Source organism: Candidatus Clostridium helianthi (assembly GCF_045310795.1).
Classification (GTDB): domain Bacteria; phylum Bacillota; class Clostridia; order Clostridiales; family Clostridiaceae; genus Clostridium; species Clostridium helianthi.
In genome coordinates this window covers 44,177-60,655 of record NZ_JBJIAB010000016.1, presented here as the reverse complement: position 1 = coordinate 60,655, position 16,479 = coordinate 44,177, and the positions used below count along the sequence as shown (strand labels likewise).

The 16,479-nt window shown below is 29.0% G+C and carries 15 protein-coding genes and 1 riboswitch; of the genes, 10 read left to right on the top strand and 5 right to left on the bottom strand.

Features of this window, described 5'->3' with window-relative positions; translation table 11 throughout:
• The first annotated feature begins 292 nt into the window (after window positions 1-292).
• Complete coding sequence (locus ACJDTP_RS13585; RefSeq protein WP_077837697.1) at window positions 293-976, top strand: YjgB family protein; 684 nt, start codon at window positions 293-295, stop codon at window positions 974-976.
• Between the two features lie 72 nt (window positions 977-1,048).
• Here the strand turns inward: ACJDTP_RS13585 and ACJDTP_RS13580 are convergent, their stop codons facing one another.
• Complete coding sequence (locus ACJDTP_RS13580) at window positions 1,049-1,978, bottom strand: peptidoglycan-binding protein (RefSeq protein WP_078117418.1); 930 nt, start codon at window positions 1,976-1,978, stop codon at window positions 1,049-1,051.
• A 184-nt stretch (window positions 1,979-2,162) separates the two neighbouring features.
• Complete coding sequence (locus ACJDTP_RS13575) at window positions 2,163-3,020, bottom strand: AraC family transcriptional regulator (protein WP_171771947.1); 858 nt, start codon at window positions 3,018-3,020, stop codon at window positions 2,163-2,165.
• 203 nt (window positions 3,021-3,223) lie between these two features.
• Between ACJDTP_RS13575 and ACJDTP_RS13570 the strand changes: the two genes are divergently transcribed.
• From ACJDTP_RS13570 to rodA, 4 genes are all read left to right on the top strand, one after another.
• The gene (locus ACJDTP_RS13570; protein ID WP_077841847.1) at window positions 3,224-4,027 is read left to right on the top strand and encodes a gluconate 5-dehydrogenase; all 804 of its coding nucleotides are present in this window, start codon (window positions 3,224-3,226) and stop codon (window positions 4,025-4,027) included.
• Between the two features lie 15 nt (window positions 4,028-4,042).
• Window positions 4,043-4,681 (top strand): RpiB/LacA/LacB family sugar-phosphate isomerase, encoded by a 639-nt coding sequence (locus tag ACJDTP_RS13565; protein WP_406761503.1) that lies wholly within the window; start codon window positions 4,043-4,045, stop codon window positions 4,679-4,681.
• A 186-nt stretch (window positions 4,682-4,867) separates the two neighbouring features.
• A complete protein-coding gene (locus ACJDTP_RS13560) occupies window positions 4,868-5,203 on the top strand; it encodes a cupin domain-containing protein (protein ID WP_078117419.1) in 336 nt (111 codons plus the stop codon).
• A gap of 469 nt (window positions 5,204-5,672) precedes the next feature.
• The gene (gene rodA, locus ACJDTP_RS13555; protein WP_406761502.1) at window positions 5,673-6,791 is read left to right on the top strand and encodes a rod shape-determining protein RodA; all 1,119 of its coding nucleotides are present in this window, start codon (window positions 5,673-5,675) and stop codon (window positions 6,789-6,791) included.
• A gap of 304 nt (window positions 6,792-7,095) precedes the next feature.
• Here the strand turns inward: rodA and ACJDTP_RS13550 are convergent, their stop codons facing one another.
• Window positions 7,096-8,337 carry an Nramp family divalent metal transporter gene (locus tag ACJDTP_RS13550; protein ID WP_077837690.1) on the bottom strand — a complete coding sequence of 414 codons (1,242 nt, stop codon included), beginning with the start codon at window positions 8,335-8,337 and terminating at the stop codon, window positions 7,096-7,098.
• Entirely contained in the window at window positions 8,334-9,623 is a 1,290-nt protein-coding gene (locus ACJDTP_RS13545; protein WP_406761501.1) for a magnesium transporter, read from the bottom strand. The genes ACJDTP_RS13550 and ACJDTP_RS13545 overlap by 4 nt, the downstream gene beginning before the upstream one ends.
• A gap of 235 nt (window positions 9,624-9,858) precedes the next feature.
• Window positions 9,859-10,030: riboswitch (M-box (ykoK) riboswitch) on the bottom strand.
• A 228-nt stretch (window positions 10,031-10,258) separates the two neighbouring features.
• Here ACJDTP_RS13545 and ACJDTP_RS13540 point away from each other — a divergent pair.
• Window positions 10,259-10,765, top strand: a complete 507-nt coding sequence (locus tag ACJDTP_RS13540; RefSeq protein WP_406761500.1) for a phage tail protein — start codon at window positions 10,259-10,261, stop codon at window positions 10,763-10,765.
• 262 nt (window positions 10,766-11,027) lie between these two features.
• On the opposite strand, the gene ACJDTP_RS13535 is transcribed toward ACJDTP_RS13540, so the two are convergent.
• Window positions 11,028-11,720 carry a YjjG family noncanonical pyrimidine nucleotidase gene (locus tag ACJDTP_RS13535; RefSeq protein WP_406761499.1) on the bottom strand — a complete coding sequence of 231 codons (693 nt, stop codon included), beginning with the start codon at window positions 11,718-11,720 and terminating at the stop codon, window positions 11,028-11,030.
• Window positions 11,721-11,849: 129 nt separating this feature from the next.
• On the opposite strand from ACJDTP_RS13535, the gene ACJDTP_RS13530 reads away from it, so the two are divergent.
• From ACJDTP_RS13530 to ACJDTP_RS13515, 4 genes are all read left to right on the top strand, one after another.
• Window positions 11,850-12,539, top strand: coding sequence for a Crp/Fnr family transcriptional regulator (locus ACJDTP_RS13530; RefSeq protein WP_206490892.1), 690 nt, complete (start codon window positions 11,850-11,852; stop codon window positions 12,537-12,539).
• Between the two features lie 391 nt (window positions 12,540-12,930).
• Window positions 12,931-13,587 carry a response regulator transcription factor gene (locus ACJDTP_RS13525; protein ID WP_406761498.1) on the top strand — a complete coding sequence of 219 codons (657 nt, stop codon included), beginning with the start codon at window positions 12,931-12,933 and terminating at the stop codon, window positions 13,585-13,587.
• A gap of 5 nt (window positions 13,588-13,592) precedes the next feature.
• Window positions 13,593-15,053 carry a sensor histidine kinase gene (locus tag ACJDTP_RS13520; protein ID WP_406761497.1) on the top strand — a complete coding sequence of 487 codons (1,461 nt, stop codon included), beginning with the start codon at window positions 13,593-13,595 and terminating at the stop codon, window positions 15,051-15,053.
• A gap of 240 nt (window positions 15,054-15,293) precedes the next feature.
• Window positions 15,294-16,139 (top strand): hypothetical protein, encoded by an 846-nt coding sequence (locus ACJDTP_RS13515; protein WP_406761496.1) that lies wholly within the window; start codon window positions 15,294-15,296, stop codon window positions 16,137-16,139.
• Window positions 16,140-16,479 lie beyond the last annotated feature (340 nt).

Below are 16,479 nucleotides of genomic sequence, written 5' to 3'. Positions count from 1 at the left end.
TATTCTTAAAAGGAAAAAGTTACAGTAACGAAACTCATAAGTCCTCAAGATTTTATTATAGAAGTAAGTTGATTAGTAATTTTATTTATTAATAGTCTCCTATTTAAATGATAAAAGTGATAAAATTAAAGTATAGTAACCATATTTTTTAATGAGTAATAATATCAATTATGGGTATTATATAATTGTGGTATCTTAGTGAATTTAAGTTAAAATATTTATATAAAAGGAAAGGAAGTGAGTATTTAGGCTAAGGAATTTATAAATTCAGTGCTATGCCTAAAGAAATGATATGAGTTTATTTTTTAATAAAAGATCAATATTGATAATTGTTATGACCTTGTTTATAACCATAATGGCAGGATGCTCGAATTCAAGTAAGCCTTCAGGTGATGCAGCAAATGATGGCAAAAGCAGCAGTGAAACTAGTGAAACCAGTGAAGACAAAAATTCAAAGTCAGATGCTCCTTCAGAAAATAGTAATGCTGGGACGTCAAACACTGAAAATAATGCACAGAAAGCAGTTCTTGATAATATTAAGAAATTATCTGAAGAGGGAAAGATCATTAACTGCGATTTCCCTGTAAAAACTTCAACTCTACAGGATATAGAAAAAAAGTGGGGAAAAGCAGATAAATCAGATTGGGTAGGAGAAGCAAAAGGAAATTATGCTACTTATTCAAGTAAGAATGTTGTATTTGGTACTAATAAAGGTGATCAAGTTTTTGAAGTTAGATCATTTGACAGTCAGCTAAAACAAATTTCACTTTCAGATGTTAAAGACTTTTTTGGGCAGCCAGACCATGATGTTACATCAAATGGAGAAAAGATTATAGGCTATAAATCTGGAAGCGAGTTTAAGATTTTATTTGTTTTTAAGGATTCTGGAAATGATCCTAAATTGGACCATTATTCAGTATTATATCCTAGTGGAACTAAAAATAATATGTCTGGTGATAAGGGCAGGGAATGGTAGTTTAGTAATAAGGATATGCTTTGGAATATTTATTTTGAGGCATATCCTTATTATGTAATAAAAAAATATAAATTAGTAGACATCGCTCCTAAAAACTCTAAGACAAATATCATAATATTTTTGCCTGCCACTAAGGCCATTTAATCCACCATTAACAGCTCTTGTTATAGTTTCAACAGAAGATCTGCTATCGCAAAGTGAATTCATATTATTAGTATACCACCAGAAACCAGCGCTCATCCAAGGATAATTAGCTGCTACGTAGTTAACTCCATCCATAATGTTTCTATCACGCATATAATTTGAAAAGCTTAGATAGTTACTTCGACCAGTTATTTGTATATAACCAGCACCTTTAAATTTTGGACCATCTCCAGGATATATGTTTCCTAAATCTTCACGACCTTCGTATTTATAACCAGGATCCACTTCTTTAGTGTAAAGTCCACATTCAGATTCATAACTGCATTGGCTTATAAAATGCCTTAGCCTTGGAAAGGTTATTATAGCAAATGTTTTTAAGCAGCTATTTAGCTCGTTGATTTGGTTAAGGGATACATTCTTCCAACCCACTTCATTAAGTTGATTTATTGAAACAATTTGTTCAGATGCTGAAGAAGGCTGTGGACTTGGTGTTTGGGTAACCAAAGCTGCTAATGTACTAGGGCCAACCATTCCATCAGGTGCAAGCCCGTTTTCTCTTTGAAATTTTACTACTGTATTATAGGTATTAATACCAGCAATACCGTCAACAGTTAAGACATAGCCTTTGCTATTAAGTCGCTGCTGTATTAATTGAATATCTATTTTTAAAACATTCCAAGCAGTATCATCAACCACACCATTAGCAGTTAATCCTTTTGAATTTTGGTATTTTATCACTGCATTATATGTTGTAGTTGAGAATTCGCCATTAACTATATCAAAATAGCAACATTTGATTTTTAAGGCATACTGCAGATAAGTAACGTAAGAACCAGTAGAACCTTTTGTCAGTAACATAATCATATCTCCTTTAAAATTGTTAAACTAATCAAAATTTAAAAATACATAATTTTATTTTCATATTCTGCTTCATATAAATTCAAAAACTTAATTTCTACTAAAGATTTCACTTTAGTTAATTAGATAATGTTACTAATAAATATATTATCGATTTAAGGTAGTTATACAAAAATTTTAAGAGTTAACTTATGCTAAATGTTGAATATTTTTTAGGAGAAATTCCAACTGCATTTTTAAATGTTTTTAGAAAATTAGTATAATCATTAAAACCACATTTCTCACAAACCTCATTAACATTTGTGCCATTAGCTAACAATGACTTGGCTATGGTTATTCTTCGTGCTGAAATATATTTATTTATAGTAGTTCCAGTGGCTAATTTAAATATCCTGCATATATAAGATGGACTTAAATAAAAATGATTCGCTAAATAGTCAATGGTAATAGGTTCAGTAATATTTTCATTTATATATGTTATAATTTCTTGGACTTGTTGGTTGTATTTATAAGAGTGATCATCAATATGTAAGTTATTATTTGCAATATAAATTCCATTTAATAAAGTAATTAGTTCTAAAAAAGATGCATACTCAATTATGTCAGAGCCATATCCATTAGTAGCTATTATTTTATTGATAAAATAAAGAAAGTGCTGTTGCTGTTCTTTATTTAAAGAGATCTTATGATTAAAGTTTTCACTACGATTTGTGAAACAATAACTTAAATCTGTTTTATCACTTGATATAGATTTAAGGAATTCTGGATGAATTGAAATAACAATTCGTTCATGAGCCCTATCAACCTTGGAAACGTGATGACTTTCATATTGATTAATTACAAATAGATCTCCAGGGCTGATATCATATAGCTTATTATGAATAAGTATTTGTTTTCCGCCGGATATAGAGTAATATATTTCATAACAGTCATGTATATGTATGTCCATAGTTTTTTCTTCCTTATATAGGCGTGCAATAGAGAAATAGCGTTGCTCTAAGCAGTTCTTTATGGAAGCTTTACAAGAATTTTCTTCTTTCATAAATAAAACTTCTCCTTTCATTTTTGGTGTACGTTTACTTTAAAAAGGATCATTGCTTAATATCTAATGAGTTATCTAATGCATCCATTATAAATCTATGGTTCAAGATTTGCAATATTTTCGAAAGGATATAACAAGAAATTGATTATATGTAGTGATATACTGTAAATATAAAATGTAACACATAGAGGAGGATTTTAATTATGGGAATTATGGACGGATTTTCATTAAAGGGAAAAATTGCATTAGTAACAGGTGCTTCTTATGGTATAGGGTTTAGTATCGCAAAGTCTTATGCTGAAGCAGGAGCTACTATTGTATTTAACGATATTAATCAAGAATTAGTAGATAAAGGACTAGCTTCTTACGCAGAATTAGGAATAAAAGCTCATGGCTATGTTTGTGATGTAACTGATGAAGATAAAGTAAATGAATTAGTTGAAAAAATTGAAAAAGAAGTAGGAGTAATTGATATTCTTGTAAATAATGCAGGTATAATCAGACGTATTCCAATGCTTGAAATGAAAGCTGAAGACTTCCGTAAGGTTATTGATGTAGATTTAAATGCACCATTTATTGTGTCTAAAGCAGTAATACCAGGAATGATTAAAAAAGGTCATGGAAAGATAATAAACATTTGTTCAATGATGAGTGAGTTAGGTAGAGAGACAGTTTCAGCATATGCAGCAGCAAAAGGTGGATTAAAGATGTTAACAAAGAACATTGCTTCTGAGTATGGTGAATACAATATCCAATGTAATGGTATAGGGCCTGGATATATAGCTACACCACAAACAGCACCACTTAGAGAAGTTCAACCAGATGGTTCAAAACACCCATTTGATCAATTTATAATTGCAAAGACACCAGCAGCACGTTGGGGAACAGCAGAAGATTTGGCAGGACCAGCTGTATTCTTAGCATCTGATGCATCAGACTTTGTTAATGGTCACATTTTATATGTAGATGGTGGTATCTTAGCTTATATAGGAAAGCAACCACAATAGGAGAGGAACGATAGTATGAAAATAGCATTAATAAATGAAAACAGCCAAGCATCAAAAAATTCAATTATATGTGAGTCACTTAAAAAGGTTGTAGAGCCAAAAGGTCATGAAGTATTTAACTATGGAATGTATGGCGTAGAAGGTGAAGCACAATTAACATATGTTCAAAATGGTATCTTGGCTGCGATATTATTAAATTCAGGAGCAGCAGATTATGTAATTACAGGATGTGGAACAGGGGAAGGTGCGATGCTTGCATGTAACGCATTCCCAGGCGTTTTATGCGGCCACATAGTAGATCCATCTGATGCATATATGTTTTCACAAATAAATGATGGAAATGCAATTTCTCTTCCATTTGCAAAAGGCTTTGGATGGGGAGCTGAATTAAATTTAGAATACATCTTTGAAAAATTATTTGAAGGTGAAAGTGGTCAAGGATATCCAAAGGATAGAGTAGTACCAGAACAAAGAAATAAAAAAATACTAGATGAAGTTAAAAAAGTAACACATACAGATATGTTAACAATTTTAAAGAATATAGATCAAGATCTATTAAAAGGTGCTGTAAGTGGAGCTAATTTTAAAGAATATTTCTTTGATAACTGTAAGTGTGATAAGATCAAAGAATATATAAAAAATATATTAGCTTAGTAGATTATAAATATATTTCTGTAATTTATATGTGAGTAATATATTAAAAATAATGAGTATGTTTTGCAAAATGTTCAACTATTTTAAGAATGTAAACAAACATACTCATTGCTTTGCTAATTGAAATAATATGACTGCATAATAATTAAATGGGATTTATCTATAACGCAAGAGAGGATATGTAAAATGTTTTGTTTTAATAAAGATGTTGAATTTGAGATTCTAGATGAAAACACTAAAAGAAAGGTATTAGTACATGATGAAAAAATGATGGCTGTAGAAGTACATTTTAAAAAAGCAACTAATAATGTAGAGACTCATTCTCATGTACATGATCAGCTATCATATGTCTTAAAAGGTTCTTTTAAATTTATAGTTGGAGATAAAAGCGAAATTGTTAGAGAAGGGGATACAATCTTCATGCCATCTAATATTCCCCATGGGTGCATGGTATTAGAAGATAACTCTATTGTTTATGATGTATTTACACCAGAAAGAAAAGATTTTTTAAAAAATAATTAAAATGAGCATTTAAAATTTCTACTATAATAATACTCATAGTAGAAATTTTTTGTTTAAATAAAAAGCTCTAGCAGTGCTACTAGAGTTTTTTCGAATAAAAGGGAGTATAAATAAAAGTATAATAGGAATAGCTATGTCTTATTTATTATAATGTTTTAACAACTATTTTGTTCCATAATTTTAAAACTATTAGATGTAAAATTTAATAGGGAATAACGAAAGTAGGTATGTTACAAAAAACTCAGGTGTATATATATTAGTATTAGTATACTTAGAGTATCTATGAGTTTAGCAATATATAGTGATTGGAAATTTAAATGTGAAAATCTAGGTGAAAATTTGATTATATATTGAAAATTAAGTATTAAATTAAAATTAAGATTTGGCATAAGTGGTTTAATATTACAATTTATTAATACATAATTATCATATAAACTAATTGTTTCGACTTTTCAGGAGGAAATTTTACATGAATAAATATTTGATTAATAATAAGCTTCTAAAACAATTAGATATTACTATGTTTGTAACAGCTATTGTTATTACAATCTTTGGAATCATAAACATTTATAGTGTAACTCATATAAAGTTTGGATTCTATTATGCTGAACTGCAAATGTTGTGGCTAATTATTGGACTAGCAATTGTATATTTTATTTTAGTATTTGATTATAATACTATAGGTGGTTATGCAAAATTAATTTACTGGGCAGGAGTAGGACTTTTATTATTTAATGATATAACAAGCAAAGCAGTAAAAGGTGCATCATCATGGATAAGGATTGGAAATAGAGCTATAGAGCCTGGCGAGTTTGTAAAGTTTGGATTAATACTAATCCTTGCAAAAAAGTTAGATGATCTAGATGGTGATATTAACAATCCAAAAAATTTTCTTATCTTATCTTTCTATGCCTTAATTCCGATGTTTCTAATTGTAATTCAGCCTAATTTAGGAATGACTCTTATTTGTTTCTTTATTACGCTAGGAATATACTTCATTTCTGGATTGAACTTAAAGGTTCTTATCGTAGGATTTTTCTCAGTTGTTCCACTAAGTCTTATCATATGGTTTAGTGATATACTAAAGCCATATCAAAGGCAGAGAATATTAGTATTCTTGGATCCAGAATCATATCAGCAGAACGCTGGTTTTCAATTAATGCAGTCCATAACAGGCATTGGAGCTGGTGGATTAATTGGATCTGGATTTTTAAAAGGAGCTCGTGCATCTGGTGGCTTCATTCCTGAGGTTCACACAGATTTTATATTTTCTGCAGTTGGAGAAGAATGGGGCCTTTTGGGCGCTCTTTTTCTCATAGTTTTATATAGCATTATGATATATAAAATGATTAAGCATGCAAAGGAATCAAAAGACATTATTGGCCGTCTTATCTGTGTTGGAACTGCATCTGGCTTTTTATTTTCAATCTTTCAAAATATTGGTATGACTATTGGTCTTATGCCAGTTGCAGGAATTACTCTTCCGTTTATGAGTTATGGCGGAAGTTCTATACTTGTAAATTTTATGTCGTTAGGAATTGTATTAAATGTTGGGATGAGAAAAAGTAGATTTAACTTTTATAGTTAAAAGACATAGACTATATATTTTATTTTAGTGGTATTAATATATAGATTCTATATAATATACTCGTTATAAAAGCATCTTTACATTCTCTGATAGTTTAGACGAGTCTTAATGAATTAAAATTTTAAAATAAATATTATTTCGAATAAATAAAGTTAAGTAGGCAGAAGAAGATGAGTAATACTTATGGTGATTAATAAAATGGAACAAGGTATGCTTTAAATAACATACCTTGTTCTATTTTATTTATAAAGATCTATAAATAACACAGATTATAATATATATTTTATCTTATAAGTTCATATAATTATGAAATAAGTGGCGATATAAATAAGATTATTGATAAGATTATAATAAATATAACTGTAGCCCAAGAAACAATATTTTGAGTCTTATTATTAACATATTCACCCATTATACGCTTATCATTAATTAAAATTATCATAAATGTTAATATTATAGGAGATAGCAAACCAGCAATTTGCTGTGATACAAGTATAATTTGAATAAGCGATATTCCAGGAAGAAGTATAAATAATGCTCCAAGAACAATTATACCAGTATATATTCCAAAGAATGCTGGTGCATCCTTATAATCATTATCAACTCCGCTTTCCCATCCAAAGGCTTCACATATAGCATAGGAAGTAGATAATGGGATAACAGCAGTAGCAAGAACTGAAGCTCCAAAGAGTCCAGCACCAAAAAGTATAAATGCAGCTTCACCAGCAAGTGGCTTTAGAGAAATTGCAGCCTCTTCTGCACTAGTTATTGTTATTCCAGCTTTATAAAGTGTTACGGCTGTACATACAATTATGAAAAATGCTACTGCATTCCCCCAGAAAGCGCCTAAATAAACATCAAGTTTTTCATATTTATACTCAGATATACTGATTTTTTTATCTACTATGGATGATTGGAGGTAAAACTGCATATAAGGGGTAATTGTTGTACCAATCATTCCTATAAAGGTAAGAAGAAAACCTGTATTTAATTCAATGGTAGGCGTCATCATTGATTTCATTACGTGTCCCCAATCAGGTTTAGTTAAAAACGCTGATATAATATAAGTAAAAAATACAAGAGTAAACAATAGGAAGATATTTTCTACTTTTTTATATGAACCTTTGGTAACAAGTAACCAGATTATTACAGAAACAATAGGGATAGATATATATTTGCTTACATCAAATAATTCTAAGCTTGCTGCAATTCCTGCAAAATCACCAAAAACAACACCCATATTGGCAATTAGTAAAATGGTCATTGCAAAGAAAGTAAGTTTAACTCCGAATTTTTCTCTAATTAAGTCAGACAAACCTTTACCAGTTACTACTGCCATCCTTGCGTTCATTTCCTGTATAACTGCAAGACTGAAAGTGATTAAGAGTAATCCCCATAGCATTTTATATCCATAGGATGCACCAACAGATGCATAAGTTGTGATCCCACCAGCATCATTTCCTGCATTAACAGTAATTAATCCTGGACCAATAATAGTCATAATGAAAAGTAGCTTTTTAAATCTACCAGATAATACTTTCTTCATAGTGCAACCCTCCTTAAGCGTGAATGTTCATGGATACTGTCATTTAATGATACTACACCAACTAAATTATTATCTTCATCAATAACTGGAATTGAAACAAGATTATACTTATGCATTAAGCTTATAGCATCTTCAATTTCATCCGTATCCCTTAAACTTTCTGGCCTAGTTGTCATTATATTATAAAGTTTTGTATCTGGCTTTGAAGTAATAAGTGAGAATAAAGAAATAACCCCAATAAGATTATCTTTATCATTTGTTATATAGACATAATAACTTTCATCTTCGTCAGGAGCATTGCTTTGAATCCATTTAAATACATCACTTACAGTTACATCAGGTAAGAAAGTTAGAAAATCTTTTGACATAATACTTCCTACAGTTTCTTTTTCATACTCCATAAGCTCTCTAATTTCGTCCTGACTTTCTTCATCCATGTGTGTTAATAGTTTTTCAACTCTATCTTCATCCATTTCTTCTAAAATATCAGCTATTTCATCAGAAGGCATAATCTCAAGTATATCAGAAGCTTTTTCATCAGACATAGATTTTAATAAATTTACTTGAACATCAGTTTCGATTTCCTCGAGAACTTCAGCAGCTTTTTGATTGTTTAAGCTGTGAAACAATATATCTCTGCTTTTAGTATCAAGATCTTCGATTATATCTGCTAAATCTGCTGCGTGCAGAGTTTCAATTTTGCTTGCTGGCATTTGAAGTTGCAGATTGTTTACCCCAGTAGACAAAGTTTGCACATCATCCCATATAATTAACTTGTTTCTTAATCTATATCTTAAGGCTTCTGTTAATATTATGAAAGGATATTCTACACCAAGACGTCTGAGTAATCCTCTAGTTCCTATATCAACGGCAACAAGCTGCCATTTGGAATTTATATTTCCGAGTCTTACATCATTGACACGTTCTACTTTCTTGCCGTTTATGTCTACTATTTGCTTATCTAAGAAATCTCTTACTAAAAAAATATCATCTTCACCAGGAAACTTTATTGTGAGGCTCTCGCTATTAATTTTAATATGATACTTTTCTTTTTCATCTTTGAATATATCTAGCGCATCAGCAGATAGATAAAAAGATTTTTCTAGCGCATCAGCAGATAGATAAAAAGATTTTTTCCAATTTGTAATTTGTATATATACTACAGTTGGTTTTTCTTGACTAAAATCAAGAATAAGGTCGTTTAGTTTACCAATTATTTGGCCAGAAATATTGTGAATTTCTTTGTGAATAATTTTACTTACAAAGAAATTTGTTATTTTTTCCATGCTTTTCACCCTTTCAATTAAGGGCACAAAGAGAGTATCCAATTAATGCCCTAAAAATATTATTGCTTGAATTTAAATAAAAATGTATATTACAACTTTCCGTATCATGGTCATCCACTGGATACACCTCCTTTAAAAAATAATAAAAGCCCTTCACTATAAGTGAAGGGCGCAACAATCAAACACAACATTATACAAATATACAGAATGCGATAGCGCAAAGTACATTTGTTGTATTAACCTTCACTCGTTGAGTTTTAGCACTATAGAGCATAGAAAACCACATGGTTTTCGGCTACATTAAGTAGAACCTTAATCCGGCAATACCTGTTGACCCATTGGCGTCTCTCGACGTTTCCGGGCAGCAGCATGTATCTATATAGGAGCCTCACCTAACAAAGTTTTTATTTAGCTTTTGTTTTCCGCCTTAATTTTACTACGACATGGTACAAGCCGTCAATAGTAGAAAAATTTTTTTATATACATAGTAAGTGGATTTTATGCAGTTATATTTTCAATATGGAAGTTATAAAACATTAAAGTAAGAATTGATTATAATTGCAAAAAATTAGAATAAAATGTAATATTAATATGATATAATAGTATTATTAATTTAATGGATAGGGGACGATAAAATGGTAAAAAGGTTAATAATATCATCATTACTGGCCATATCAATAATAGGGATTATTCCAGTAGCAGCTTCTGCAACTTGGAAGCAAGATAAATATAAACATTCGTATTGGGTAGAGAATGGAATAAAAGCAAAGGGATGGAAACAAGTCAACGGAGATTGGTACTATTTTCAGGAAGATGGTTCTATGACAACTCAATGGATGAACTATAATGGAAGCTGGCATTATTTCTGGACAAATGGAGTTATGGCATCAAATTCATGGTTGAAGAATAATGGAATGTGGTATTATTTTGATGGAAGTGGAAAGTTAGTACAAGATTCAATTATTATTGACGATAAAAAATATGATTTTACCACTTTAACATTTATATTTTCAAAATACTTAACTACTGGTCAAAATATAAATACTGCTAAAGCAGATAACAAAAATATTTCAGATAGTCAAAACACAGCAAATAATCAAGTAAATCAATCATCTGAAAACAATGCAACAAGTAAGAATTAAGGAAAATAACAATATTTAATATAATATTTTAGATCTGGAAGACTAACAGATTGAAGTTGAATTATTCTGTTAGTCTTCTTTATTTTAAAGAAAATTGCAGCATTTCGAATAATGAAAGTTTTGTGTTATTTTGCTTTATTTATAAAGAATGAATTATAATATTTAGAACTTATGTGTCATGTGATATGGCAGCTTAATCCTAAATTTCATAAGTACATAAAATTTAAGGTCTATTAAATTTTAAAATGAAGAGTAATAAATCCTAGGAATTAATTAGTAAATGCTTAAGTTCGTCAAAGTTAGATATTTCATACTTAGGTGCTATATTTGAATTATTCTCAAGTTTATTTGGATTATACCAACAGGTATCTATACCGAAGTTTATTCCACCCTGTATATCAGAGGTCAAGCTATCTCCAACCATAAGTACTGTATTTTTATTAGTGTGATATATATTTTCTAGAGCATGTTCAAATATTTTTGGATTAGGTTTTGAGATAGAGATTTCCTCAGATATAACTACATCTTCAAAATGTTTTGATATAATTGACTTTCTGATTCTATTTTCTTGTACAGCTGTGAGACCATTAGTAATTATTAAGAGTTTATAGCTTTTACTTAAATGCTCTATAAGCTCTAGGATGCCATCAAATAAAAAGGAGCAGTTAGATAAATTTTGCATATATGATTTAGCAAATTCAATCTCATCAAAGGAAATTTTAAGGTTATCCGAAAGTCTTTTAAATCTTTCTACCTTAAGTTTTTCCTGAGTAATTAAGCCTTGTTCAAACTCTTTCCATATAGCAGTATTTATATCTTGATATATTTTTAAATGGTAATTTTCATCGTAATTGATATTAAATTCGAGTATAGTGTTTTTGAAAGCCTCCCTTTCAGATTTTTTGAAATCAAATAAAGTGTCGTCTGCATCAAATAGTATAACTTCATATTTCATAATATGTCCTCCGTATAATTGCATATAAATTTGTAAAAATCAAAATTTAATTTTATTTACAATGTTCTGTTAATAAAATAATATATTTATAAGAATTTGAAAATGACATAAGTCATGTTAGGAGAGTCTATGAAGAAAATTTTAGATAATAAACTTTTAAATTATTATATTAAGAAGCATAACATAAAAAGCATATTTGATGACACGATACTAAAACATTTTCAGCTTCATTTCTATGAAAAAGAAGAATATATAATGAAGTCAGAAGAAAAACTTGAATATTATTATCTAATTGTTGATGGGAAAATTAAAGTATTTTATCCTTTTGAAAATGGTAAATCAATGCTATTAAAATTTTATAGAGATTTTAATACTGTAGGAGATTTAGAACTTTTAAAAAACATCCCTATACTTTGCAATATTAATGCAGTAGAAGATACTTATTTAATAGGAATTCCATCAGATATATTGAGAGAAAACTATTTTAATAATACGAAGTTTTTACATCATTTAGTAGATTCTTTAAGTGAAAAACTTTATGCAACTATTAATAATAGTTCATATAATTTTGTGTATCCACTTGCTAATAGGTTATCTAGTTATTTGGTGGAACATATAATAGATGAAAGTTACATAATTTTAAATTCATCTTATTTAGAGATTGCTGAATTTTTAGGAACTACTTACAGGCATTTAAATAGAACTTTTAAAGAATTGGAAGCACAGGGAATCGTAAGGTGTGAAAATAAGAAGATAAATATACTAGATATAAAAAAACTAAAGGAGCTTTCAAAAAACATTTATGTAAAATCTCTTTAATATAAATATATCAAAAAGAGATTTCTATTAAGAACTGTAAAAGTACAATCTAATAAAGCCAGCATCGTATTAGAATAATATATATAAATAGATAATACTTAGAGAAATACGAACTCTAAGTATTTTTTAGTGCCAAAATATATCATAAAATTTTAAGGGATAAAATAAGCTTATTTAAATATTTAAAACATTGTGAAAAGTTTAAGGGCTTAGGCCTATTATGAAGTAAGCATGATTTAGCTATCTTGAGCTCATATATGCAGTTGGGTCCGAATTTATTTTACAACTATTTTGCAATTTGATTGGAAGTTATGTTATATAATGGAGATGAAAGTTAAATTGAAAAATTTACTTTAAAATATCAAGTTAGTTATTAGGGGGAAATACATAATTGAAGATAAATATTTTAATTGTAGAAGATGACGAAGCTATATCCAATTTAATACGAATAAGCCTAGGAATGGCTGGTTACCAATGCAAACAGGTATATGATGGAATGGAGGCTTTTAACTTAATTAAACAAGAATCTTTTGATCTTATACTTTTGGATATTATGCTACCGGGTATAGACGGATTTGAATTAATGAAGAGGATAAAAAGTTTAAATGTACCAGTAATATTTCTGACTGCTAAAAATGGACTTGCTGATAAAATAACTGGCTTAAAATCTGGTGCAGAAGATTATATTGTTAAACCATTTGAAACAGTTGAATTATTAGCAAGAATTGAAATAGTACTAAGAAGATATTCAAAAAATAATAACTGTATAGAATTTAAAAGACTAAAAATATATGAAGATGAAAGAATTATAAAAAATGGAGATGAGACAATTGATCTTATCTTAAAGGAATTTGAGCTCATACTTTTGCTTTTGAAAAATAAAAATATGGCATTATCTAGGGAGTATTTATTAGAAAAAATTTGGGGATATGAGTATATGGGGGAAACCAGAACAATAGATACTCATATACAAAAAATAAGAAAAAAGCTTGATATTGCGAATAACATAAAAACTGTATATAAAATTGGATATAGGTTAGAGGAGTGAAATACATGAAGTTATGGCTTAAAATATATATATTTTCGTTACTATTACTTGTATTCACTTTAAACATAGCCGGATTTATATTGATACAAAAACTTCATAATGATCTGTTAGAAAAAGAAGTTGATAAATGCCTTGCAGAACAAAAATTTGCAACTTCACAATTAAGCGCTAATTCTATATATATGCAGAAAATCTATTCAAATAATACCTATGACATAAATATATTGATTGGTACCTTAATGGATGAATATAATAGGGCGGCTAATAGTGGAACAGAACAGCATGGAGATGTAGAAATCTTAGATTCTAGGAATAATATACTATTTTCAGACATGAAATTTCCTCTTTCAAATGAAAAGGATGAACTAGAAAATCTTTCGCAAGGAAAAACCAACTATATTATTAGGACAGTAGATGGAAAACAGTATTTGTACGCTAGTAGCTTAGTTAATGTATATGACTATCCAATAAAAGTGCACTATGCGAAAGATATTTCAAATATATATTCTGAAAAAATAAATCAATATGCTCTTTTTATGAAATTAGATATTTTAATCTGTTCTCTTTTTGCTATTTTTATGTTTTTTATAAGCAAATTAATAACAAAACCAATAAATACATTAATAGCTTCAACTCAGAAAATATCTCTTGGTCAGTATTCAGAAAGGGTGAAAATTAAATCAAGAGATGAATTTAGCGTGCTTTCGAATAATTTTAATCTGATGGCACAAACAGTAGAAGAGAAAATAAACGAACTTGAAACATCTAATATTGAGAAGGAAACCTTTATAAATAATCTTACTCATGAACTCAAGACACCTTTAACTTCAATAATTGGATATGCAAATTTGATTAGAACATCAAAATATAATGAAGAGGTGTTTGTTGAAGCTTCAGATTACATATATAAAGAAGGAAAAAGACTTGAAAAGATGGCTTTTAAAATGATGGATTTAATTTATGCAAAGACTCAAGAAATCGAGTTGATTACTGAAAGAATATTTAATGTGATAGATGAGGTTAAAAGATTGCAATCCGCTAGACTGAAGGACAAAAATATAGATTTAATTATAGAAGGAAAGGATTGTGTACTATATATAGACAAGGATTTAATTACTATGGCATTATCTAATCTAGTTGAAAATGCTATAAAAGCGTCTAAAAATAATTCGAAAATATACATAAAAATATGCATTTTTCAGAATAAAACTTACCTATCTGTAGTAGATTCAGGTTTGGGAATAGCTAAAGAACATTTAGATAAACTTTGGCAGCCATTTTATGTAGTTGATAAAGCTAGAAGTAGAAAAAATAATGGAGCAGGAATTGGTCTTTCTATATGTAAAAAGATAGCAGAAGTTCACAATGCAGATATTAAAATAAATAGTGATTTAGGTATAGGAACAGAAGTTGCTTTAATTTTTAATAATCCTGTTACTGAAATAAATGATAAGCTTGTTAATTAAACAGTATGAATTCAACTTAGGTGAATATTTTAGAAAAGTAGTTTTAGATAGTTTGAAGGTAAAACAGCTTAAATAAAAATAGAGAGTTCAATAATGTTGATTGAGTTTATTAGTAAAGTATACGTGAATTTACAACTATTTTACAACTATAATAAACTTTTGGGACATTCAAATTTTATACTTAAAGAGTGGAGTAAGTACTTACGCACAATTAAAATAATGTATTATGGAGGGATTATTGTGCATTCTAAAAAAATAGTAGCAGTATTGTTAACAGTAGGAGTAGTAGCATCTACTTTTGCTATATTTAATCAAATTAATATGAAAGGAGCTTTTGCAGATACTATAAAACAAAATGTTGTTTACACTAAAGATAATACTTCAACAATATCACAAGATGATGGAACAGGCCTAGTAATTGGTGATGAGAAGGAAGCTTATAGGCAGAAATCTTTAGATATTTTAAAAGAGTATTTTAACATATCATCAGTTGAAGAAAATGAAGATTTTAAGTTTAGTGCAGATATATTAAATGAAAAAACTTTGGATGCAATAAAGCCACTAGAAAAAAAAGATATAAAAGATTCATATGATAAGAAAGAAATATCTAAGGAAGAATATGATAAAGAAATGGCTTATGTTGAAGAAAACGATAATGGACTTAAGGATAGGGTAGCAAAATTAAAGCACGGAATGGTCCAAGCAGGATGGGTTGGAATTAATGAAGATAAATGTTATATGTTTGATTTTAATGAAAATACAAAGGAAATAGATAATGTATTGATTAGTGAAGGATATCTTGATGAATCCAAACCTAAGTTAGCAATTTCTCAAGAACAATTAAAAGATACAGCTGAAGATTTTATTAAGCAGCATAAGCTAGGGGATATAGAAAAACCTAAATGTATACTTGTAGCAGGCGAAAATGGACATCGTCTTTTTTATCAAGATGAAAATGATTCTTCTAAAAAAGTGGAGATATTTATTAGTCCATATACAGGTAAGGTAGACGGTTTTTCGATAAAAGCATATGCAGACTTAGAATACAGTATAGAAATTAATGAAACTAGGCTTGGCACTAAATAGGAAAACCTTAAGCTACTAGTCCTAATTTGGAATTAATATATTCTGGAAAATTATCAACACCAGTTTTAATGCTAGCAGGATATATAACTCTATTAGATTTGATTATTCCTATGCTGTGATACCCATTTACTGAAGCGTTAGCAAAACTTTTGCTAACGCATATCATGAATCGATCAGCAGATAATTAGTTTGGGTATATGGAGTAAATTCACCCGTGATATACTAATGATTCCATCAGTATGAGCCTAGATGCCTTGAACCTGTGCTTCCATGTATATTACAAAAAAGAAATAGCCTATGCCAATTTTATTTGACAATTTATTATATTATCAAATAAAAT